This window comes from Aliiruegeria haliotis (assembly GCF_003003255.1).
GTDB lineage: Bacteria > Pseudomonadota > Alphaproteobacteria > Rhodobacterales > Rhodobacteraceae > Tropicimonas > Tropicimonas haliotis.
Window position 1 is genome coordinate 115164 of the sequence record NZ_PVTD01000007.1, and the last position, 21281, is coordinate 136444.

The 21281-nt window shown below is 61.3% G+C and carries 21 protein-coding genes and 1 pseudogene; 7 read left to right on the top strand and 15 right to left on the bottom strand.

Annotated elements, in window-relative coordinates; translation table 11 throughout:
* Positions 1–4 precede the first annotated feature (4 nt).
* The 6 genes from CLV78_RS16335 to CLV78_RS16360 all read right to left on the bottom strand — a co-directional run bounded on the left by CLV78_RS16335 (position 5) and on the right by CLV78_RS16360 (position 5793).
* Positions 5–1087, bottom strand: coding sequence for an ABC transporter ATP-binding protein (locus tag CLV78_RS16335; protein ID WP_245925123.1), 1083 nt, complete (start codon positions 1085–1087; stop codon positions 5–7).
* Positions 1084–1971, bottom strand: coding sequence for a carbohydrate ABC transporter permease (locus CLV78_RS16340; RefSeq protein WP_211301014.1), 888 nt, complete (start codon positions 1969–1971; stop codon positions 1084–1086). The genes CLV78_RS16335 and CLV78_RS16340 overlap by 4 nt, the downstream gene beginning before the upstream one ends.
* Positions 1968–2903, bottom strand: coding sequence for a carbohydrate ABC transporter permease (locus CLV78_RS16345; RefSeq protein ID WP_211301015.1), 936 nt, complete (start codon positions 2901–2903; stop codon positions 1968–1970). Before CLV78_RS16345 ends, CLV78_RS16340 begins: the two co-directional genes overlap by 4 nt.
* A 27-nt stretch (positions 2904–2930) precedes the next feature.
* Positions 2931–4175, bottom strand: coding sequence for an ABC transporter substrate-binding protein (locus CLV78_RS16350; RefSeq protein WP_106205978.1), 1245 nt, complete (start codon positions 4173–4175; stop codon positions 2931–2933).
* A gap of 71 nt (positions 4176–4246) precedes the next feature.
* A complete protein-coding gene (locus tag CLV78_RS16355; RefSeq protein WP_211301016.1) occupies positions 4247–5035 on the bottom strand; it encodes an SDR family NAD(P)-dependent oxidoreductase in 789 nt (262 codons plus the stop codon).
* Positions 5032–5793 carry a FadR/GntR family transcriptional regulator gene (locus CLV78_RS16360; protein ID WP_106205980.1) on the bottom strand — a complete coding sequence of 254 codons (762 nt, stop codon included), beginning with the start codon at positions 5791–5793 and terminating at the stop codon, positions 5032–5034. The genes CLV78_RS16355 and CLV78_RS16360 overlap by 4 nt, the downstream gene beginning before the upstream one ends.
* Positions 5794–5915: 122 nt before the next feature.
* Between CLV78_RS16360 and CLV78_RS16365 the strand changes: the two genes are divergently transcribed.
* From CLV78_RS16365 to CLV78_RS16385, 5 genes are read left to right on the top strand one after another with little or no spacing between them, the layout of a single operon-like run.
* Positions 5916–7064: a mandelate racemase/muconate lactonizing enzyme family protein gene (locus CLV78_RS16365; RefSeq protein ID WP_106205982.1), complete on the top strand. Its 1149-nt coding sequence runs from the start codon at positions 5916–5918 to the stop codon at positions 7062–7064.
* A gap of 9 nt (positions 7065–7073) precedes the next feature.
* Entirely contained in the window at positions 7074–8213 is a 1140-nt protein-coding gene (locus tag CLV78_RS16370; protein WP_106205984.1) for a mandelate racemase/muconate lactonizing enzyme family protein, read from the top strand.
* A 36-nt stretch (positions 8214–8249) separates the two neighbouring features.
* Positions 8250–9128, top strand: a complete 879-nt coding sequence (locus CLV78_RS16375; RefSeq protein ID WP_106205986.1) for a DUF6772 family protein — start codon at positions 8250–8252, stop codon at positions 9126–9128.
* Complete coding sequence (locus CLV78_RS16380) at positions 9128–9460, top strand: hypothetical protein (protein ID WP_106205988.1); 333 nt, start codon at positions 9128–9130, stop codon at positions 9458–9460. The genes CLV78_RS16375 and CLV78_RS16380 overlap by 1 nt, the downstream gene beginning before the upstream one ends.
* Positions 9461–9473: 13 nt before the next feature.
* On the top strand, positions 9474–10346 hold the full coding sequence (locus tag CLV78_RS16385) for an SMP-30/gluconolactonase/LRE family protein (protein ID WP_106205990.1): 873 nt from the start codon (positions 9474–9476) through the stop codon (positions 10344–10346).
* A gap of 397 nt (positions 10347–10743) precedes the next feature.
* Here the strand turns inward: CLV78_RS16385 and CLV78_RS16390 are convergent, their stop codons facing one another.
* A complete protein-coding gene (locus CLV78_RS16390; RefSeq protein WP_158263569.1) occupies positions 10744–10935 on the bottom strand; it encodes a DDE-type integrase/transposase/recombinase in 192 nt (63 codons plus the stop codon).
* Positions 10936–11583: 648 nt separating this feature from the next.
* A complete protein-coding gene (locus CLV78_RS16400) occupies positions 11584–11790 on the bottom strand; it encodes a histidine phosphatase family protein (protein ID WP_106205996.1) in 207 nt (68 codons plus the stop codon).
* Here CLV78_RS16400 and CLV78_RS24540 point away from each other — a divergent pair.
* Positions 11723–12086: pseudogene (locus CLV78_RS24540) on the top strand (IS3 family transposase); the annotation flags it as partial. The gene CLV78_RS16400 and the pseudogene CLV78_RS24540 sit on opposite strands and share 68 nt — an antisense overlap.
* 201 nt (positions 12087–12287) lie before the next feature.
* Here CLV78_RS24540 and CLV78_RS16410 read toward each other — a convergent pair.
* The 7 genes from CLV78_RS16410 to CLV78_RS16440 are packed head-to-tail and all read right to left on the bottom strand — an operon-like array spanning position 12288 to position 18984.
* Positions 12288–13088 (bottom strand): ATP-binding cassette domain-containing protein, encoded by an 801-nt coding sequence (locus CLV78_RS16410; protein WP_211301028.1) that lies wholly within the window; start codon positions 13086–13088, stop codon positions 12288–12290.
* Entirely contained in the window at positions 13088–14299 is a 1212-nt protein-coding gene (locus tag CLV78_RS16415) for a sugar ABC transporter permease (RefSeq protein WP_158263571.1), read from the bottom strand. The genes CLV78_RS16410 and CLV78_RS16415 overlap by 1 nt, the downstream gene beginning before the upstream one ends.
* Before the next feature lie 52 nt (positions 14300–14351).
* On the bottom strand, positions 14352–15395 hold the full coding sequence (locus CLV78_RS16420) for a substrate-binding domain-containing protein (protein WP_425427958.1): 1044 nt from the start codon (positions 15393–15395) through the stop codon (positions 14352–14354).
* A gap of 47 nt (positions 15396–15442) precedes the next feature.
* A complete protein-coding gene (locus tag CLV78_RS16425) occupies positions 15443–16219 on the bottom strand; it encodes an oxidoreductase (protein ID WP_106206004.1) in 777 nt (258 codons plus the stop codon).
* Positions 16216–17109, bottom strand: a complete 894-nt coding sequence (locus tag CLV78_RS16430; RefSeq protein WP_106206006.1) for an SMP-30/gluconolactonase/LRE family protein — start codon at positions 17107–17109, stop codon at positions 16216–16218. Before CLV78_RS16430 ends, CLV78_RS16425 begins: the two co-directional genes overlap by 4 nt.
* Entirely contained in the window at positions 17109–18038 is a 930-nt protein-coding gene (gene kce / locus CLV78_RS16435) for a 3,5-dioxohexanoate:acetyl-CoA acetone transferase (protein ID WP_106206008.1), read from the bottom strand. Before kce ends, CLV78_RS16430 begins: the two co-directional genes overlap by 1 nt.
* Positions 18031–18984 carry a 3-hydroxyacyl-CoA dehydrogenase gene (locus CLV78_RS16440; protein ID WP_106206010.1) on the bottom strand — a complete coding sequence of 318 codons (954 nt, stop codon included), beginning with the start codon at positions 18982–18984 and terminating at the stop codon, positions 18031–18033. Before CLV78_RS16440 ends, kce begins: the two co-directional genes overlap by 8 nt.
* Before the next feature lie 307 nt (positions 18985–19291).
* On the opposite strand from CLV78_RS16440, the gene CLV78_RS16445 reads away from it, so the two are divergent.
* Positions 19292–20320, top strand: a complete 1029-nt coding sequence (locus CLV78_RS16445; RefSeq protein WP_106206012.1) for a LacI family DNA-binding transcriptional regulator — start codon at positions 19292–19294, stop codon at positions 20318–20320.
* The last annotated feature ends 961 nt before the right edge of the window (positions 20321–21281 follow it).

Below are 21281 nucleotides of genomic sequence, written 5' to 3' on the forward strand. Positions count from 1 at the left end.
GCGCCTATCCTTTTCTGATCGATGTGTCGTTCGCATCGAAGAAGTGAACGGCGCCCTTGTCGAGGGTCAGATGTACGGCCGTTCCCTCCGGTGGCGATGTTTGGCCGTGATGGACGATCAGGCAGGGCGCACCGCCGTCCAGTTCCAGGTGGATCAGGGAATTGCCCCCGGTGTATTCACTCATGCGCAGAACCGCGGGCATGCCCCGACCGCCCGGGTCAATCGAAAGGTCTTCGGGCCGCATCCCGACTTTGACCGCGCCTTCCGGCACGCCGAGTTGCGCCGCAACCCCGGGTGGCAATTTGTCGATGTCGAAAACGTTCATTCGCGGGCTGCCGATGAACTGCGCCACGAAGAGGTTGTCGGGGCGCAGATACAGCTCTTGCGGGCTGCCGACCTGTTCGATCTGCCCGTCACGCAACACCACGATCCGGTCGGCAAGCGTCATTGCCTCGATCTGGTCGTGGGTCACATAGATCATCGTGTTGCCAAGCCGTTCGTGCAACTGCGCGATCTCGGCCCGCATGTGGACCCGCAACTCGGCATCCAGATTCGACAGCGGTTCGTCGAAGAGGAAAATCCGTGGGTTTCCGACGATGGCCCGCCCGATTGCCACACGCTGCCTCTGCCCACCGGACAATTCACGCGGGAAACGGTCCAGCAAGGCATCGAGTTTCAGGGTCGCCGAGGCATCGGCCACGCGGCTCTCGATTTCGCGCGCCGGCATCTTCCGCACCTTCAGGCCAAAGCCCATATTCTGGGCTACGGTGAGATGGGGGTAAAGCGCGTAGGACTGAAACACCATCGCCACCCCCCGGCGCGCGGGCGGCACATCGTTTACGACGCGCTCTCCGATCGAGACGGTGCCCGACGTGACGTCCTCCAGACCCGAGATCATTCGCAGCAGGGTGGACTTGCCACAGCCCGACGGACCGACGAAGACGACGAACTCGCCCTCCCGGACCTGAAGATCCACGCCGCGGATCACGTTCACGGCGCCGAAACTCTTGGCGACGTTCTGGAATTCAAGGGCCGGTAGCCTGGGGTCCGAAGTGGTCGCCTGCTGGGTGTCCATGGTTGGTCTCATCCTTTCACTCCCGACAGGGCGAAGCTTTCGATGATCTGGCGTTGTGCCAGAACGTAGATGGTCAGCACCGGCACCACGGCCAACGTCGTGGCTGCCAGTTGCAGATGCCACAGCGGCATCCCGTAGGCGTCGGTGAAGTTGGCCAGCGACAACGGCAGCGTGAACTTTTCGAGGCTCGACAGGAACACCAGTGGTTCGAGGAACAGGTTCCAGGAGAACAGGAAGGTGATGATCGCCACGGCGCCGAGCGCCGGGCGCGACATCGGCAGGGCAATCTTCCACCACACGCCAAGGCGACTGAGCCCGTCCATCGTTCCAGCCTCTTCCAGTTCCTTGGGAAGCGCGACGAAATACTGCCGCATCAGGAATGTGGCCATCACACCGTGGGAGCCGAAAGTCGGCAGCAGGATCAGCGGGGCATGTGTGTCCATCAGGCCGAGCCAGCGCACGAGGAAGAAGTTGGGAATGATGGTCACCTCTTCGGGCACCATAAGTCCGGATACCAGAAACAGCATGATCAGCCCGGCCCCGGCAAAACGCATCCGTGCAAGCGCATATCCAGCCAGCGACGCGATGATCAGGGTCAGCCCAGTCACCGAGAGCGAGATGTAGATGGAGTTGAAATAGTGCCGGGCGAAGGGTTGGTAGTTGAACACTTCGACGAAGTTTGACCAGAGGAATCTGTCCGGGATCAGGCTGGGTGCACCAAAGATCTCGGCGGCGCTCTTGAGCGAAGACGACACCATCCACAGGAACGGAAAGACGAAGGGCACCGCCACCACCAGCAGCGCGCTTGTCCAGCAGACACGAGTGATCAGGCGGATGCGTTTGTGCGATGGGCCCTTGTGGACCATTTGCGCGGCGGCGGTTTCGGTCGGGTTCATGCCCTGTCCTTCCGACGGAAGTAGACCTGCAAGAGCGTCAGGGCCATTGCGATCACGAACATGATCACCGCCAGAGCGGAGGCATAGCCGATTGCGAAGAACTCGAAGGCTTGCTGATAAATGTAGAAGGCCAGAACGAGCGTGCCGTTCTCCGGACCGCCCTCGGTCATCAGGTAAATGTGGTCGAACACCTTGAGCGAGCCGACAACGGTGACGATGGAGATGATGAGTGTTGCGGGTGCCAGAAGCGGCCATGTGATCATGCGAAAGATCTGCCAGCCCGAGGCACCCTCAAGCCGCGCCGCGGAATCATAGTCGCGCGGGATGGATTGCAGCGCGGCGATGTAGAGGATCATGTTCAACCCGACCATCTTGATCACGCGCGTCACGATGACAGCCGCCATGGCCCAGTTCGGCTCGCGCAGCCAGTTCGGCCCGTCGATCCCCATAAGAGCCAGCATTTCGTTCAACGCCCCGGCCTCGCCCTGCAAGAGGAACTTCCAGACGATGGCCCAGGCCACGGCAGAGGTGACGACGGGGGCAAAGAAGATCACCCGAAAGAACACCACCCCCCTGAAGGGGCGGTGCAGGGCCAGCGCAAGCAAGAGCGCGAGTCCCATGTTCAGCGGCACGAGGCCCGCCGCAAAGACAAGCGAGTTGCGCAGCACCCGCCAGAAATCGGGGTTGTGACGCAGTGCATCGGCATAGTTGGCATAGCCGACAAAGGTGGCCTCGCCCGTCAGCAGGTTCCATTGCAACATGGAATAGCCGATCACAGCAATCAAAGGTCCGAAGAAGAAGACGAGGAACCCGATGGTGATCGGGCTGACGAAGAGAAGCGCCGTAAGCGCTTCCCGCCGCCGGAGAGAGAGCCGGAGCATCCGGCCCTTCCCGTTGTTTACAGTCGACAGGTCTGTCATGGCGCTGGCCATTTTGCCTTCCTCAACCGAAGGGCCGGGTCAGAGATGCGGCTTGATGGCGTCGCAAACCGCGTTCAGCACGGCGCCAACATCGGCGTCCGGGCGCCACAGGCCGTCAAAACGCGGCTTCGCAGCGGCCATGATCTGCGCGAACTTCTCGTGCGAGGCCAGCACAGTCCCCGAGGAAATGGCATCGGCAACCCAGGCCATTTCCTGCTCGCTGAGCAGGGCGTTGGACGAAGTGAAGCTGTCAGACGCCAGGACCGACGCGCGGATCGGCGGGAAGAACTCAGCCATCCTGGCGGTGTTTTCCGTGTTGGTCATATGGGCCACGAATTCGGCCGCGAGCTCTGTATTCTTGCCGTTTGCAAAGGCTACGATGGCGGCTTGCCCGATGATATCGGCGCGCGATCCGTCGGCTGCGGCCGGCAGTGGCGCAATCCCCCATTCGAAACTCGCATCCTTCAGCTTCGAGGTGCGCGAGATCTGGTTGCTGGTCATCGCGGCACCGCCGGCAAAGAAATCGTCCTGCTCGCCCGGCGGTACGATGGATTTGTCGACAAAGATCATTTCATGGAGCGTCGTGACCGCCTCGACGGCCTCTGGGCTGTTCAGCAGGCACTCGCCATCGGCCCAGACATCGCCGCCATTGGCATAGATCGCCGGTTCAAGGAACTGCATGATCCGGGCATCAAAGCCCGCGCCGTCCTTGGTCTGAAAACCGAATGCCGCGTCCGATGTTGTGGCCTTGGCCGTCTCGCGGAAGGTTTCGTAGTTCCAGGTGCCAGCCTCGAAATGCTCAACCGGCGTCTTGACGCCCGCAGCTGCGAACAGGTCCTTGTTGAAGAAGGTCATGAAAGGCGACGTCGAGAACGGAATACCATAAACCGCATCATCCCTGACCCACAGGCTCTGCGCCGGCTTTGCAAGGTCGTCGTAGTCGTATCCGTCAGTCGACTTGAGGACATCGGCGACGTCCAGAAGCACACCTGCGTTGACGAAACTGGGTGCTGCGGTTTCCAGCAACCACCCCAGGTCAGGCACGTTGCCACCAGCCTGTTGCAGCGTGATCTTCTGCGTGTATTCCGAGAACGGGATCGTCTCGAACCGCACCGTGACACCCTCGTGGTTTGCAATGAAGCTGTCGGCGATCTCGTTCAGCATGTTCAGATGGGCTTCGTTGCCCGACCAGACAGTGAACCGCAGTTCCTGTGCCGTGGCCGGCGCCGCAAGTGCGGCCGCGCTCACCAGCGCCCCCGCGAGCAATCTTGCCTTGAGTTTCATGTCTTCCTCCCTTCGGTTTCCCTACCGCGAATGCGGCATCTGTCCGGCACGGTTCGTCCGCACCGGTTGGTTCAGCGTGGCGACATGTTTGCCGCCAGTGCGTCCCCGGCAGACCATCCTCCGTCCACCGGGATATTGACCCCGGTGATGTAGCCACTCTCCTCCGCGGCCAGCATCAGATAGGCCGGCACACAATCCTCCGGGGTGCCGATCCGCCCCACCGGAACCTTTGCAATGACCGTTCTCTGCACTTCGGGATCCGCCAGCGCCGCACGGCTGCGATCCGTTTCGATGGAGCCGGGCGAAACCACGTTCACCGTGATCCCGTCGCGCCCAACCTCCCGAGCCAAGGCCGCGACAGCGGTAAGCTGTGCCGACTTCAACGCGGCATAGGCCAGCGTCTCGGCGCGTGGCCGGGCGGCCATGATGCTCCCGGTTGCGATGATCCGACCCCATCCCTTTGCGCGCATGCCGGGCACAAGCGCCTGAGCAAGAGCAATTGTTGCCGTGAAGTTCGCCGCCACGTGGTTCGCAATTGACGCCTCGGACAGTTCGTTCCAATCGCACCTGCGCTCGATGGCGGCGTTGATAACGGCAATGTCGACCGGTCCCTCCGAAAGAACGGCTCGGGCAAGCGAGCCCGCCGCACCCGGCTGTGTCAGGTCGGCCTCGAGGACAGACACGGCGACACCGAGCCCGCGCGCGGCATCCGCTACTGCTTCTGCACTCTTGGAATTGGAGAAATGGTGCACCACGAGGTCCGCCCCCTGACCAGCGAACGCCAGAGCCACTGCCCGGCCGATCCCGGTATCACCCGCGGTGACCAACACGCGGCGTCCCCGATGCGACTGCGGCGTCACCAGCCATTTCCTTTCTGAACGAGCTTTTCCACCTCGACGGCGGCCAGGTCGGCGGCGGCAAAATGGTCGCGCATGGCGGTTTCCGCGGCATCCGGATCGCCGGCCTCGATAGCCTCTGCAATCGCCACATGGCGGTCGATCGTTTCCGCCCATTCGGTCGGGCCACGAGTGTTGCGGTGACTGAACACCTCTGACACCGCACGCTGGATGGACTCCAGCCCCTCCATTTGCACCCGGATCAGGAAATTCCCCGTGGCGAGAGCGATGGCATGGTGAAAGGCGACGTCAAGATCTGGAAAGTGATCGGCATCGACATCCATTGCCTCCATCCCCTTCCGCGCTTCGCGCATCGCCTCCATGCCCTCGGGATCCTGGCGTTCCGCTGCGATCCGGGCCACGCCCGGCTCGACCACCAGCCGCAACTCGTTGGCATGGCGCATGTGTTTGGGATTGGCGCGTATCGCCATGCCATAGACCCGGTCGAGGGGTCCGCCGTTCAGCCGCTTCGCCCGCGAGAGTTTCCCGTGCTGGGTGTGCACCAGCCCTGCAGAAGCCAGCGCGCGCAGAGCCTCCCGGGCGATCGGCTTGCTGACACCGAATTCGGCGCTGATCTCAGCCTCCGACGGCAGGGCGTCCCCGGGGGCGATCCGCCCCTCCAGCAACGCCATGGCGATCGCATCGGCCACCGTTTCGGCGAGCCGCCTCGGCCCCCCGGGCGCCGCGAAGGGCGTGTTCGTTCGTTTGTCGAGTATTGCCATCTGAACGCTCCGATTCCCCTCACGCTACGCTCAGCTCTCTTTCTTAGCAACTGAAATTATAAGTTGCTTAGTTACTATGTTTGACGTACCGCTTGTAGGGCCCGACCTGGCAGGAGACCGGCATGCCTCAGACAGTTGACCCCTCGGTGGACAACGGCTTTCGGATCACGGACGTAATCGCCCATCCGGTGACGCAGCGGCTGCCGCAGCCGACACACACGGCATGGGGCGTCTATGAAGAGGTCTCCATCGTTCTGGTCGAGATCCGCACCGAGGGCGGCGCGGTCGGCGTGGGGGAGTGCCTCGCGCGGTTTTCGCCGCTCGCATATGCGTCGCTCGTCGAGGATCTGCTGCGCCCGGTTCTCGTCGGCCAACCGGCCTCTCCCATCGGCCGGCACTGGCGAAACATGAGCCGAACGCTTTCCGGCCGGCAGGGTGGCGCGTTGATCGAGGCGATCTCTGGCGTCGATATCGCCCTGTGGGACCTGCTGGGAAAACAGTGCCAGCAGCCCATTTCAACGCTGCTGGGCGGTGAGGGGCGCACCCATGTGCCGGTCTACGGCGCATCCGTGCACTGGGGAGAGGATGCCAAGGCGCTGGCAGGGTTGGAGAGCCTTTTGGAAAGGGGCTTTCGCAGTATCAAGGTCAAGATCGGTGGCACCCCACGCGAAGCTGCCAGCCGCATCGCCCTCATCCGTAAGGCTGCCGGTGACGAGATCGAACTGACCGCCGATGCAAACTGGAATTTCACCCGAGCCGAAGCGATCGAGGTCGGGAATGCATTGCACGACAACGGCTATGCCTGGTTCGAGGAACCCGTGCGCCCGGACGACGAGCAGGGCTATCGCCTGCTGGCCGAGAAGCTCTCGGTGCCGCTTGCGGCCGGAGAAAGCAACTTCACCGCGCGGCAAGCCCTGCCACTGTTGCAATCGGGGGCCTTGGCCGTTTTGCAACCGGACGTGGCCCGCGCCGGGGGGATCTCGGAAACATGGCTGGCCGCGCAGCTTGCGGACACCCACGAGGCTCAGTTCGCCCCCCATGTCGGCATGTCGGGCATCGTCTGCGAAGCCGCAAGCCTCCATCTCGCGGCGGCGGCTCCCAACACGCGAGCCATGGAATGCGCGGCTACCGCCAATCGGTTCAAGTCCGATCTGGCAGACATGCGCCCAACAGTGGAACAGATGCGCGACGGTGTCGTACCGGTTCCCACTGGGCCAGGGTTGGGGATCGAGATCAACTGGGAGGCGGTCGCCGCGATGCGCCCGGAGTAACAAGACACCATGCAGGACTACACAACCGATCCCTCGATACGCATCACCGATGCCATCGCCCATCCTCTTACCCAGAAGATGCCCCGCCCCACCATTACCTCATGGGGCACCTACAGCACGGTGTCGCTGGTGCTGGTCGAGGTCCGCACCGATGCGGGGCATGTAGGTGTCGGCGAAACGCTGGCCCGGTTCGCGCCACGCGCCTATTGCGACCTGATCGAAACCGCCCTGAAACCAAGACTGGTCGGCCAATCGCCGTTCGACATCTCCGCCCATTGGCACTCTATGCGCCGAGCCCTGTCAGGCCGCTCTGGAGGCATGTTGTTCGAAGCCATCTCCGGCGTCGATATCGCACTTTGGGACATTCTTGGCAAAGCAGCAGGGCTGCCCGTCTGGGCCTTGCTTGGCGGGGTCGGCCGCAAGCAGGTCGATGTCTACGCGGCAGCGGTGAACTGGGGCGACGACGCGCAGGCCGATGCCGAGCTGGACAGCTACATCGAACGTGGCTTCTCCCGGATCAAGGTGAAGATGGCCCGCCCTGTTGATGAAGCCTGCCGGCGGATCGAGCGCATGCGCAAGCGCGCGGGCGACGGTGTCGGCCTGTGTGTCGATGCCAACTGGGCCTACGAGCTTGACGAAGCGGTGGAAGTCGGGCGCGCACTCACGGCCAATGGCTATGACTGGTTCGAAGAGCCCCTGAAACCCGAGGACGAGGCCGGCTACGAGGCGCTGCGCGCCCAATGCGGCACGCCGCTGGCCGGTGGCGAAAGCAACTACACCACCGATCAGGCTGTCCGACTGGTTGCCGGACGCACGCTTTCGGTGCTCCAGCCCGATGTCGCCCGGGCCGGCGGCATCACCGAAACCCGACGGATGGCCGATCTTGCCCAGACCTTCAACGTCGCCTATGCGCCGCATATCGGCATGTCCGGCATCGTTTGCGAGACGGCCTCCGTGCACCTCGCCGCCGCCATGCCCGCCTTCCGCGTGATGGAATGCGAATGCGACGAAAGCCCGTTCAAGACCCAACTGGCCGATCTGCCCCCCGGCTGCCTGAGGCAGAAGGGCGGACAGGTCTCTGTGCCAAAGGGCCCGGGGCTCGGGATCGAAATCGACTGGGATGCGGTACGTGCGTTGCGTGACGGCTGACCGCATCGACGACCCGTGCAAGCAGAAGGAACTGAAATGGATACTGAAACCCTTGTCACAGCGTTGCGGCGGGCAGACCCACGTCTCAGCCGCTTCAATCCGCTTTCCCGAATTTACAGTCACGACGAATTCCTCAACGGGTTCTGCGGCTGGTCGCAGCTGGTTGGCAACTACGAGGATACGCTCGACTCGATGCACCCGGGCTATGCACAGCACCTCAGCCCGATGCTATCGACGCTCGGCCATTGGGATGCAGGCTCGCATGGCCCGCTGAACGACGGCCATGCGCTCAAAATCGCCACCCGCCCGCGCCGCGGTGCGCAGAATGTCGCCCTGAAGCGTCAGACATTCAGGGAGGCCGGAAAGATCCGTTTCGAGGCCTATTTCACGTTCAAGCCCGAAGCTTGCGAACTTCAGCTTTCCGAAGCCGACGTGCGTTCGGTAGGGTTCCTGTTCGATCTTCAAAGCGGAGATACCGCGTCGAATCCCGAACGCGTCATGCCGCACCTTCGTTTCCTGAATGCGCTTGACGGAGAGCATATCCAGAAATGGCAATTCAAACGGGACACTGCGTTCCGCCCGATCGGTGACGGCACAAAGACAGTGACGCACTACCATTTGTCGCCCGAGAACTGGGAAGATCTGCCAGGTGGTGAGCAGCGACTTTGCTACAACGAGATCCCGACCAAGGTGAACTGGACCTACCTGTGTTTTGATTTCGACCTCGCGTCGATGCAGGCGCTTTCATTCCGCTGCAATGACCGTGAATTCGATCTGTCGGGGTTCGAGTCGATCCACATTCCGGCGATGAAGAACCTCTGGTGCATGCTGAATGTCTGCGTCTTTGCCGAAACCGATACTGACAAACGGGCCTTCCTCTACATGGATTCTGCCTGCATCTCCGGAGATTTCTGATGGCGACCGAGTTTACTGCAATCATCGCCCGAAACGAACCCTGGCAAGAGACGGGCGCGACGGAGCCCTACGAGGCCGGCTGGGCCCGCGAGGCCGTGATTTATGCCCGATCCCTCAAGCCAGCCAGCGGCGCCGGACTGACAGCACGCGTACAGATGTCGCCGGACGGGATACGTTGGGTGGACGAGGGCACGGTGCTTGAGATTCCGGAGGACTGCGAGACGGTGGCAATGGCCCGGGTTGCGCATTTTGGCAACTGGCTGCGGCTCTCGGCGGATCTCGGGGACGGCGGCCACTGCTGCCTGCTCTTGACATTGCACCTCAAGGATTGAGGGCGCGCCGCAGATGGCACTGCCCGAAATCGATATCCTCCCGCTGACACCGAACGCTGTCGGCGAGGGCATCCTGTGGTGTGAGCATAGCCAAAGCCTCTGGTGGGTCGATATCCGGGCGCCGAGCCTGCATCGGTTCTGGCCAGAGACTGGCCGGTCTGAGCACTGGGAGATGCCGCAGACCATCGGCTGCCTCGCCCTCACCGAGGCAACCGGGATCATCGTGGCGTTGAAGGCGGGTCTTCACCTGTTTGACCCGGAGAGCGGGGCGTTGAGCCTGCTCACGTCCCTTGCCGGCGAACCGCCCGGCAACCGGCCGAACGACGGCGCGGTCTCACGATCGGGGCGGTTCTTTGTGGGCACCATGCCGGAACACGACCGCTCGAAACCGACAGGCCAGGTCCATCGCCTCGACGGTACGGTGGCGCGGCCGCTGCTGGGTGGGCTTCACATCACCAACGGGCTCGCTTTCAGCCCGGATGATCGCACTGCCTATCTCTCCGACTCCTGGCCCGACGTTCAAACGATCTGGGCGTTCGACCACGATCCCGAGGACGGCGCGCTCTCAGGCCAGCGCCTGTTTTTCGACTGCGCGGCTACCGCCGGCAGACCCGACGGCGCATGCGTCGACACGGATGGTTGCTACTGGATGGCCGGTGTCGGCGGCAGCGAGGTTTTGCGCATCACGCCGAAGGGAGACGTCGACCGCCGCATCCCACTTCCGGTGTCAATGCCGACCAAGCCCTGCTTTGGCGGCCCGGATCTGCGGACGCTCTTCATCACCAGCATCGGCCTGAATTCCAATGCACCAAGCCCCGACGGGCGTGTCATTGCAATAGATGCAGGGTTTCAGGGGGTTCCCGAAGCTAGATGCGCAGTGCCCTGACAGGGTGGTGTCGGACCACTCGACGTTGTCTCTGCAAGGTCAGGATCGCGGTCTCCTATGCCGTGCCGAGGTGACACGACACGGCAAGGTGGACTGTACGGTTCTTTCCCGGGGGCCTTTGGCTGAGGGGGCGCTCCGCTCCGGAATTGAATGATCGAAGCCACAGGAGTGAACAGCGGCAAACGACTGGAGACTTCGCATCCGCCGGAGCCGGAGCATCGTCCACTCTCGTCGCCGGAACAACTGGTGTGAGCTTTCGACCCATTTGTTGAACAAACTGCCCGTTTACTCGCAGTTTGCCACTCCTTTCATCTTTCACGAAGCGCCGCAGGACCGCTGGTACGGGTCATGAAGTCATCCGCCCAGACGTGGCGCTTCAGCGATCTGCTGAGAAGTTTCAATGCCGCCTCTTGGTCACGAAGCTCTCAAGGACATCGCGCTCGTGGTCGACGGCCCGCCACAGGTAGTGCCGCTCTCCGTTGATCTCCACGGATAGCGCGCCGAGATACCATCGCCATTGGCACAAACGCTCCCGTTGACGCGGCTCTACCGGGTCCGGATTGCAGGCAACGGCCCGATCCGTTGCCACATGTAGCGGTCCGTTTCGTGGCTGATATCGCCCCCTCACTCATGAAGGAATTCCTTGAAGTTTCGGGGAGAAAGCGGGAACCGGATACTCATCATCACCGCGAGGCGGAGGATCTCATCGCGCGCCTTGAAGTATCCGAACGGATCGCGTTTCGTGATCCCAGGACACGCCCCTGCCCCCGGCACCGGCTCAAACAGGGTTCTACCCCCTGCCCCATCCACAACGGCCGAACCCGAAACCATGTCGGTTTCTGGAACTCGCCGTGAAGACGTTGGACGGAAGGCCGTCCATGGCAACCGGGCAGCCACACCGTCTGGCTTGGCCAGGTCGAACCCTCCCTCTGGGTTTGATGATGTCAACAGGCAGGCGCGGCCTCACGGCCTTCGGAAACCTCGACCACTGTTCCCTGAGTCTGCCGTACGTCCGGTGACTCTGTCAGGCTCCCCCGGCAATCACGCCACGCAACACGGCAAGGGCGATGCAGTGGGACACGATGATCGTCGGCCCGCCGGTATCGCGCAGCAGATCCGAATAGCAGCGCTCGACCTCCTCCAGCCGCTCTCCGTCGGGCGCAGCAAACAGAAGGGCAATGCGATTGCGTTGTTTCAGGTCCCCGTTTCCGTTTTCCTTCGCGATATTGTCGAAGGTTCACCCCTCCCACGCACCGATGTCGATCTCTCGTAGCCGCGTGTCGATGCGCGCGATGAGCCCGAGACCCTCAAGCGCGACTTCAGCCGTCCTGCGGGCACGGCCAAACGGGCTGCACAGTGCATCGAAAGCGACCACACTGCAATCCGACAACGGCATATCGTATGTCGCCGAGGATCTCGCCGACGTCCTTTGGGACAAGGGCATGGATCACGTTCGCGGCGGACCCACCACCCCCAAACGCAGGGCAAGATGAACGCTGGCATCAGACCATGAAGATCCGAGACCTTGTTGAAAACTATAGTCTACCCGGCGACCAAGAACGGCAGACCAAAGCATTCGCCGAGCACGACACCAACCACCGATACCATGAGTGTCCGGGTATCCTGACGCCCGCCCATGCCTACCACGGACGAGGCGCTCAGATCATGCGGATCTGAGAGGAGATCAAGAAACAGACCATCCAGAACCGCCGCTTGCAGCACAATAGTGCCGCCGCATGACCTCAAATCCAAAGCGAACCGGAATCCACGCTGCGAAATCGCCACCCGCTCTCCGAGAAACTCTGGAGGCGGATACGGCATCACCGCCGACCGGATGATGTCCACGCTGCCTTGAATCCTGTTGCACGGATCAGGCTTGGTGGTGTTTAGACGCCAAAAAGCAGCCCTACCCGCCCCAATGGGAATTCGTCTGACCAAACCCTATTGAGGGTTTGACCGAGCACCTGGGCCAGGGATTGCGCCTTCAGGGCATTTTCCGAGGATGATCATCCCCAGCACATCATCCTGCGACACATCTGACGTATTTGCTGTGCCGACAACCTGGCCGTTTTTCATAACCACCACGCGGTCTGCGAGGTCAAAGACATCGTGAATATCGTGGCTGATCAGGAAGATGCCGATACCTTTTGATTTCAGTTCCCGGATCAGGTCAGCAACCATCGCGGTTTCGTGTGGGCCGAGTGCCGCGGTGGGCTCGTCCATAATCAGAACATGGGCCTCGAAATGGATCGCACGGGCAATGGCAATCGTCTGTCTCTGCCCGCCCGAAAGGTCGCGGCATGGGGTGTTCAGGTTGGTGAACCGCGGATTCAGCTGGCTGATCACCTTGGCGGCGACATCCCGCATCCGTGCACTGTCCATGATGCGGAACGGGCCAACGCGCCACGCAATCTCGCGCCCCAGGAACAGGTTCGCGGTGGCATCAAGATTGTCGGCAAGCGCCAGGGTTTGGTGGATGGTTTCTATCCCGAGCTCAAACGCTTCGGCCGGGCTGGCAAGCTCCGCCGCCTTGCCATCAATATGGACGGATCCGGCGTCGCGTCTGTAGGCGCCCGCGAGCATTTTCATGAGCGTGGATTTTCCCGCTCCGTTGTGGCCCAGCACGGCGACAACTTCACCCGCGTGCAGGGTCACATCGACATCCTCGACCGCGTGAACCCCGCCGAACGCCTTGAAAACACCTCGCATTTCGACGAGCGGCTTGCCTGTTTGCGTCTCCATCATTCTTCCCCCGAGAGGTATTTGTCGGCAAAAACCGCCGCCATCAGCACAAGGCCGATTGCCACCATTCGTTGAGAGCTTGATGCACCAATCAGTACCATGCCGCTTTCAAGACTTTGTATGATCAGGGCCCCAACGACTGCGCCCGCGATCGTGCCGCGACCACCTGACAGGGATGCTCCGCCAATCACAGCGGCCGCGATGGCTGACAGTTCCAGCAATTCGCCGGTACTGGAGGTTCCCGCGTTCAACCTTGCAGTGGTCACGACGGCTGCGATGGCGCAGAGCACCCCCATGGTGATGAAAGCCACGAGAACAGTGCGTCTGGTCGGTATGCCGTTCAATCGCGCCGCGTCGATATTGCCGCCGATGGCAAAGATGTAGCGGCCGAAGGTCGTGAAGCGTGTGACAAACTCCATGAACAATACAACTGAAAGCAGCACCAAGGCGGGGATCGGCACGCCCCGGCCAATGTCGCTGCGCGGTTTCAGATAGGAGTTCATGGTGGCAACAAAGGCTGCCGCAGCGACCAGAACGAGGGCGAAACGTAGGACTTTTGCGCGGGCCTTCGAGTGGAAGCCCAAGCGTGTTTGCCGGCGATGCACGAGGATTTCTCCGAGCCCGTACAGGACCATGATCACCACGAACAGCATCCAGCTCGGACCGACGCCCAGGGCGCCATCAATGCCCCCACCGAACAGGCGATAGATCGGGTCGAAGGGGGCAAGCGTTTTGCCTTGCGCCACCTCGAAGGCCGCACCCCTGAAAATCAGCAATCCGCCGAGCGTCACCACGAAGGAAGGCACCCCGAGATAGGCAATCCAGAATCCGTGCCACGCTCCGATCAGCGCGCCCAATGCAAGCCCGATGACGACGGTAAGCGGCCAGTTCCAGGCCGCCTCCTGCGGGAAAATCTGGATCTGCAACAGCGCGATCACCATGCCCACGCAGCCCAGAACCGACCCGACGGACAGGTCAATGTTGCGGGTAACGATGACGATGGTCATGCCGCAGGCCAAAATGGCCACCACGCTGGTTTGCACCACGATATTGTAGAGGTTTCGCGCCGTCAGGAACAAGCCACCGGAAAGCAGGTGAAAGGTCACCGCAATCACAAAAAGGAGGCCGACAAGGGACAATGTGCGGACGTTGAATCCACTGTCACGCGGCGCGACGTTCATGGCAGGCGGGTCGAGGGACTCTGTGGTCATGATGCTCCCCAGCGGTTGAACGGGTCGGTTCACAGGACCGACCCGCATCAGTTCACTTGCAGGCGTCCGGTGCGTTGTCGGTCACACCCGCGCACAGATCTTCCTTGGAGATCCAGTCCGCGTCCAAAACGACATCAAGGTTGTCGCGTGTGATCGTGACAGGCGCCAGGACGGCAGCATTCTGGGCCGTCCCCTTGGGACCCTTGTCCCAGACGACTGCACCTTCGATTTCTTCAGGTGCCGTGCCACTGGCAAGCGCCGCAGCGACTTTGGCGCCGAGGCGACCGAGCTCGCGTGCGTCTTTCCATGCGGTCACAGTCTGCGAGCCCAGGGCGATCCGGTTCAGAGCAGCAATGTCTCCGTCCTGTCCAGATACGGGGATCCCTTCCAGACCGACCGACGACAGCGCGGCCACGACACCACCTGCGGTTCCATCGTTCGACGCCAGGACGGCATCGACCTTGTCGTTCACCGCGGTCAGGATGTTCTCCATGTTCTTCTGCGCGTTGTCCGGCACCCAGCCGTCAGTCCATTGCTCACCGACGATCTTGATGTCGCCATTGTCGATCAGCGGATCGATGATCTCTTTCTGACCGGTGAGAACGTAGTGAGCATATTGGTCCGTCGGGCTGCCCTTGATGATGACATAGTCACCCTTTGGCTGCACCTTGACCAGCTCGCGGGCCTGAATGCGACCCACTTCCACCGGATCGAATGCAACGTAGAACACGCCCGGATATTCAATTTGGCGCTCATAGGCGATGACCGGAATTCCCTCGGCCAAGGCACGCTCAACCGAAGGGATCACGGCCTCGGAATCCCAGGCCACAATCAACAGGGCATCGACTCCGCGTGCCAGCAGGCCATCGATGTCCGAGGCCTGGCGCTCATTCGAGCTCTGAGCGTCAGCCGTCACGAGGGTTGCACCCATTTCCTCCAGTCCGGCGCGCAACCCGCTTTCGTCGATCTTCCAGCGTTCTTCTTGGTAGTTCGCCCAGCTCATGCCAACAGTGATGTCGGCTGCCAGCGCCGGCGCAGTCAGCAAGGCGCTCATGCTCAAGCCTGCCATCAGGCTCATCAAGGTTCTGCGTTTCATCGTTCCTCTCTCCCTCTTGTTGGGCGGGTGTTCCGCCCTGGTTGACGTCAGGCGCCCGGATTGTCCTCCACGGTGCCCGCAACGTATTGGTCAAGATCGATAATTGCCCCGGTCATCATGGCTGCATCGCTTGAAGTCAGAAACGCGATCAGTCCGGCGGGATCTTCAGGAAACAGCAGGCGCCCGAAGGGTTGCCTGGCTCCAAAAGTCTCGTACCAGTCATCGGCCAAACCGTGCACTTTGGTCTGGACCTCCTGTTCTGATGGCGTCCATGTCCAGCCGAGGTTGATCCCGAAAACATGCAGGCCGTCCCGCTTCAGGGTGTTGGCCGCGCCCTTGGTCAGTGCGACAAGCGCGGCCTTGGACGCGGAGTAAGCCAGCAGGAACGGAGGCCCGCCATAGGCCAGCATGGAGCAGATATTCACGATCACCCCACCTTTCCGCATTCTCGGGGCGACCACCTGCATCAGGAAAAACGGTGCGCGAACATTCAGGCCGAAAATGCGATCGAACGCTGTGGGGTCGGTGTCCAGCAATCCCCCTCGCTCGGTCGTTCCGGCCGCGTTGATCAGGGCATCAACCCCTCCCAGTGCGTCGGCCGCTCTGGCGACCTCGTCGCACACCGCTTCGGCGTTCCGCAGATCAATGCAAAGCGTGTCCGCCTGAACGTTTTCGTTGGTCAAGCTCTCGGCGACCAACCTCAACGACTCGTCCTGCCAGTCGATCAAGAGCAGACGCGTGACCCCCTCTCGCACCAGCCTTCGCGCCGCGGCCTCGCCGATCCCCTGCGCTGCGCCGGTGACAATTGCGGTGCGATTGGTCATGCCGCCCCCTCCCGATTTCCAGCAAAATGCGGTTCTGGCCGGCCGGAAACGCCAAGGCCATCGATCACGAACAGCGAACCGCGCAACGGGCCGTCGCCTGGGTATTTCGGCAAGGGCGGCTCTGCCATCGACGTCACGAGAAGGCGATTCAGGTTCGCACCGCCAAAGGCGATACTGGTGATTTTGCACACCGGCATCTCGATCTCGCGGTCGACCGTGCCGTCCGGGGCATAGCGAAAAATGCGCCCGTCAAAGACGCCCGCAGACCAGACAAAGCCCTCGGCATCGACAGTCGCCCCGTCCGGGGCGCCGCCACGTGAGGCATCCATCTGTCTGAAAACGCGACGGTTCTCTGCGGTGCCCGTAGCAACATCGTAGTCGTAGGCGTAGATCTCGCCCTGGAAACTGTCAGCGAAATAGAGCGTGGCACCATCCGGCGACCAGCATGGGCCGTTGGAGCAGATTATTCCGTCGTCCAGTTTGGTGACAGCAAGGTCAGTACCCAACTGCCAAAGCGCGCCAGTCGGGGTTTCCTCGCCAGTATCCATGGACCCGCAAACGAAACGTCCAGCCGGGTCGACCTTTCCATCATTCATGCGGTTGCCGGGCTGATCCGGCTCGGGGTCAACGATCGGCACCAACTCTCCGCTCTCCAGGTCGAGCCATTGAAACCCGTCGCGAAGGGCCACAACGAGGGCTTCTTTCCCCGCCAACGCGATTGCGCCGATCTCGGAAGGTGTTGTCCAAGCCCGCATCTCGCCGCCTTCGGCATTGCAGCGGAACACCCTCTTGCCCAAGGCGTCCACAAAATAGAGACGCTCTGTCTTCACGTCCCAAAGCGGTCCTTCGCCAAGACGTGGTTTCACATCTGCCAGAACCGAAATCTCCATCAGAAACGCACCTCGCCCGCGCCCTTCAGGCCAAGCAGATCACGCGCCTCGTCGGGTGAGGCAATTGTCAGCCCCAATCCCGAAATGATTTCTCCAACTTTTAGAACCTGCTGCGCCGATGAGGTCGCCTTTTCACCCGGACCGGCCCACAACGAGTCCTCCAGACCAACCCGTATGTGCCCTCCCATCGCGGCAGACATCGCGGCGATCCGCAGCTGGTTTGCGCCCGCACCGAGGACAGACCATTGATAGCGATCCCCCAACAGGCGATCCGCGGTTCGGCGCATCATCTGCACGTCTTCGGGATGCCCGCCTATCCCGCCCAGAAGACCAAACACCGACTGAACGAAGAGCGGACCGGTCAGCCCCTTCAGTTTCGTCATGTGGTTCAGCGAGTAGAGGTGACCGATATCGTAGCATTCGAACTCGAACCGGGTTCCGTTCTTCCCGCCATTGTCCAGAATGAAGCCGATGTCCTCGAACGTGTTCTTGAAGATCACGTTCCGCGAATTCTCCAGATGATCCCGTTCCCATTGCTGTTCCAGATCGGGAAACCGAGCCAACATGGGGTAGAGCCCGAAGTTCATCGACCCCATGTTGAGCGACGCGAGTTCCGGCGCGTAGTGCAAGGCCGGTGCCGCCCGCTCTGACACATCCATGAAGGGGCTGCCGCCCGTTGTTATGTTGATGACGGCGCCAGTTTCCTTCAGCGCGGGCAAGATCCGGGCGAAGGCCTCAACCGATTGGTCCGGCCGCCCGGTTTCCGGGTCGCGGGCATGGACGTGCAGGATGGCTGCCCCAGCCTCCACGGCGCGCTGCCCTTCGGCAATGATCTCGTCCGGTGTCACCGGCAGATAGGGTGACATCGACGGTGTGTGGATCGCCCCGGTCAGGGCGCAACTGACGATGACTTTTCGCGACTTAGACATACGTCCCCCCATTCTTTTCTTCGTTGAAGAAGGCCGCCAACTCCGCGAGTTTCCGATCCCGCCACCCTTTCCGAGCGGCCAACTCGCACTCGGGAAGGGCATCGCGCCTGGCAGCGACAAGACGCTCGGCCAATGGGCCGGTCCAGTCGTGACGCGTCGGTCGGTCACGGCCGATTGTCCGGTAGGCTTCACCATATCGGTCGAAGAATCCTGCGATTCCTTCGGGAGCGTTCAGATCGATGGTTTCCAGCGGTCCCATGAAAGACCAGCGACGCGACAGCCCGGCGCTCATTGCCAGGTCAACATCCTCTGGCTCGGCAATTCCTTCAGCGATGAGTTTGATCGCTTCGTCCAATACGGCGCCCTGGAGCCGGTTCATGATGAAGCCTTCTGTCTCCCGGTGTGCAACCACAGGAGATTGCCCGATGCGGGTCATCAACTCTGCCGTGCGCGCAACCGTCTCTGCGGCCGTTGCAGGTGCCGGAACAATCTCTACCGCTGGAATGAGGTGTGGCGGGTTCAGCGGATGCGCAACAAGGCAGCGCGAAGCACCTGGCAAACCGTCCGATATACGGGATGGAAGGAGTGCAGATGTCGAGCTCGCAATCGGCACGCCATCCGGGGTCGCGGCATCAAGCGCGGCAGTCAGTTCGCGTTTGACTTCAATTCGTTCGGGTCCGTTTTCCTGGACATAGTCTGCAGCGCCAACCGCCTCGTCCAACGTTGCTGCCGGCTTCAAGGCGGCCAGCACTTCTTTGCTGGAACTCTGCCGCAACAGACCGAGCGAATCCAGGTCTTCCAGCTGTGCAGCAATTGCATCCAGCGCCCCTTCAACCACTCCTGGCTGAACGTCGTAGAGGTCCACCTCGCAGCCTGAGCGGGCGAAGCATATCGCCCACGAGCGCCCCACGATTCCCGCCCCGACAATGCCAATTCTCTTGGTCATGCGATCCACCTTCCGTTTCGCAATCAGAACTGTAAACGTTTCCACAAGTCAACGAGAAGTTTGTCAAAGACGGTGAGACCTTCTCTAGAAGATCAACCCGTCTTGATAATAAATGTTTTAAATTATATATTTACAGCGCGGAATACGGACACCGCTCGCTCTCGCGACCAGAACTGACTATGTAAACGTTTCCTTTTTGGTGTGTTTTTTGGGGACGAATCACGGCAGCGGAGGCATCAAGCGCACAAGGTGTCGCCTTGACCGAGCGCGGTGAGCGATTTCTTGTGGGTCGAACCGGGAGTGATGAATGGAAAACTCAGACGATACCGAAGCAGGTGATCGCTCCAGCGGTTCTGGTCAGGCGACATCGATTCACGATGTTGCAAGGATGGCTGGTGTCTCGATCGCGAGTGTTTCGAGAGCACTCAACTCGGGTACGGGCAGCGTATCCAGCGCCACCAGAGAGAAGGTTTTTGCTGCCGCCAAAGCTCTGAACTACCGTCCCAATCAGGTGGGTCGTGCACTCCGCTCGCAAATGACCAATACATTTGCGCTGATAAACTCGAACATCCAGAACAACTTCTATGCCGCCGTCGCGTGGGAGCTTGAACGGTGCCTCGCGGCAGAGAAGGCAGCCCTGCTGGTGTATACGTCAAACGAGGAGCCGGAGACGCAGGACAGATGTATCGAAGATTTGCGCGCAAGACGGGTCTCCGGTGTCTTTTTCCTGTGCGCCGTGGACAGTCCGGGACTCGAAGTCCTGATCGGCAACGATCCGGTGGTTTTCATAAACCGCCGGTTGGAAGCATGTCCGGGGTTCTCGTTCGTTGGCATCGATGATTTTGCCGCCGCCCGGGCGCAGGTCCGCTCCGGTGTGCGTCGACATCTGAGAGATATCGCGATCATTCACGGCCCCACCACTTCCGACACAAGCGCCCGGCGTCTTCGCGGAATGCTGGACGCCGCCAAAGATGCTGGCGTCGAGGTGCCGCAATCGATGATCCATGAAGCACGCCTGTCCATGGAGAGCGGCTACGATTGTGCCGGTCCAATCCTTGATCATGGCGCGGTCGACGCGGTGTTCTGTGGCAACGACCAGATCGCATATGGAGTCTATCGGCGGTGTCTTGAACGCGGGGTGCGGGTGCCGGACGATCTTCGGATCTATGGATTTGACGACAATCCGATGAACGAGTGGCTTGCACCATGGCTGAACACGGTGCGGGTCCCTCATATTGATTTGGCGAGAGTTGCGTTCGAGCAGATGCAAGTTCTGCTTTCCAGTGGCGAGAAACGTGAAGTGATATTGCCCTACGAGCTGATTCAACGTGCCTAGAGCGGCCGTCGCTTTCGGGCGTTGACTGTCAACTCGGGCACAGATCGTCACAGTGTGATCTGCAAATGCTCAGCCCCGGCAATCGTGGACTGCCCCCTGGGGTGGCCGGATCTAAAAGCCAGTGTATGTCTCTCCCCCGGTCTCACGGCATGCCGCTTTGACGCGGACGCTGGTCTATGAAGGTTCTTAAGATCCGCTGCCGATGCCCTATTGTCAGAAATGCGATGGGACGATCGGGTTCGGCTGCAACATCAGCCAGCGCAGGCTCGGCCGCCCGAAATGGACACCGGAAGACGCGCAACTGCCAGCGCCCCAAGTGGAAGCGCCTGGGGTCAAACGCGAGTGCGGGCGGCTGATCGGCAAGCGGGTGAGTGCCGGAAATGTCTGGATGGCTCTGCGCATCGCCTCGGATTTGCTGTTGCAACCGATTGGCACGGCGAATGCAGCCGTAGGGCAACTCATGGTGCAGTGTGGTGCCGGTAATTCTCGGCCCACTTAGTGGGTGACTCGGTGCTCGATTGAAGGTGCCGAGAACTCGCAGGGCTTGGTGATGGGGCGTACATGCGAGGTATCTGACGTCTATGCGGCGGCTTTCTCCCTGCAGCGAAGGTGTCAGCCCCACACGCCAGCCGGCAAAATGCTGATAACTCCGGCAACATCGAGCTGCATCCATTCGATAGACCCGAAACCACGAGAGAAATCCGGGCGTTAAAGTCGGAGAACGGAACCGACCCGATCAGCCGAATACGAGAAATGTCATCGGGGTGAACGGGGCAGTGGCGGGGATGGTTCGGTTCCAGTCTACCTGTGCGCCGAAACACCCATCCGGAACCGCGCCCGGTCGATCGCCGCGGCCAGTTCCGGCCGAAATGCGAAACGGACAAACATGCGCGGCCCGGATATCGAGAAAATGCCAGGGCGAACTGGAGAGTGCGGATTCTGGCGGATGAGCCACTCGAGT

Bases quoted from the DNA above. Each gene is read 5' to 3' on its own strand.
- CLV78_RS16425 (WP_106206004.1), bottom strand. From the start codon at position 16,219: ATGACCAATCGCACCGCAATTGTCACCGGCGCAGCGCAGGGGATCGGC.
- CLV78_RS16340 (WP_211301014.1), bottom strand. From the start codon at position 1,971: ATGAACCCGACCGAAACCGCCGCCGCGCAAATGGTCCACAAGGGCCCA.
- CLV78_RS16345 (WP_211301015.1), bottom strand. From the start codon at position 2,903: ATGGCCAGCGCCATGACAGACCTGTCGACTGTAAACAACGGGAAGGGC.
- CLV78_RS16445 (WP_106206012.1), top strand. From the start codon at position 19,292: ATGGAAAACTCAGACGATACCGAAGCAGGTGATCGCTCCAGCGGTTCT.
- CLV78_RS16360 (WP_106205980.1), bottom strand. From the start codon at position 5,793: ATGGCAATACTCGACAAACGAACGAACACGCCCTTCGCGGCGCCCGGG.
- CLV78_RS16350 (WP_106205978.1), bottom strand. From the start codon at position 4,175: ATGAAACTCAAGGCAAGATTGCTCGCGGGGGCGCTGGTGAGCGCGGCC.
- CLV78_RS16335 (WP_245925123.1), bottom strand. From the start codon at position 1,087: ATGAGACCAACCATGGACACCCAGCAGGCGACCACTTCGGACCCCAGG.
- CLV78_RS16415 (WP_158263571.1), bottom strand. From the start codon at position 14,299: ATGACCACAGAGTCCCTCGACCCGCCTGCCATGAACGTCGCGCCGCGT.
- CLV78_RS16385 (WP_106205990.1), top strand. From the start codon at position 9,474: ATGGCACTGCCCGAAATCGATATCCTCCCGCTGACACCGAACGCTGTC.
- CLV78_RS16430 (WP_106206006.1), bottom strand. From the start codon at position 17,109: ATGGAGATTTCGGTTCTGGCAGATGTGAAACCACGTCTTGGCGAAGGA.
- CLV78_RS16410 (WP_211301028.1), bottom strand. From the start codon at position 13,088: ATGGAGACGCAAACAGGCAAGCCGCTCGTCGAAATGCGAGGTGTTTTC.
- CLV78_RS16375 (WP_106205986.1), top strand. From the start codon at position 8,250: ATGGATACTGAAACCCTTGTCACAGCGTTGCGGCGGGCAGACCCACGT.
- CLV78_RS16400 (WP_106205996.1), bottom strand. From the start codon at position 11,790: ATGCCCTTGTCCCAAAGGACGTCGGCGAGATCCTCGGCGACATACGAT.
- CLV78_RS16365 (WP_106205982.1), top strand. From the start codon at position 5,916: ATGCCTCAGACAGTTGACCCCTCGGTGGACAACGGCTTTCGGATCACG.
- CLV78_RS16380 (WP_106205988.1), top strand. From the start codon at position 9,128: ATGGCGACCGAGTTTACTGCAATCATCGCCCGAAACGAACCCTGGCAA.
- CLV78_RS16440 (WP_106206010.1), bottom strand. From the start codon at position 18,984: ATGACCAAGAGAATTGGCATTGTCGGGGCGGGAATCGTGGGGCGCTCG.
- kce (WP_106206008.1), bottom strand. From the start codon at position 18,038: ATGTCTAAGTCGCGAAAAGTCATCGTCAGTTGCGCCCTGACCGGGGCG.
- CLV78_RS16420 (WP_425427958.1), bottom strand. From the start codon at position 15,395: ATGAAACGCAGAACCTTGATGAGCCTGATGGCAGGCTTGAGCATGAGC.
- CLV78_RS16370 (WP_106205984.1), top strand. From the start codon at position 7,074: ATGCAGGACTACACAACCGATCCCTCGATACGCATCACCGATGCCATC.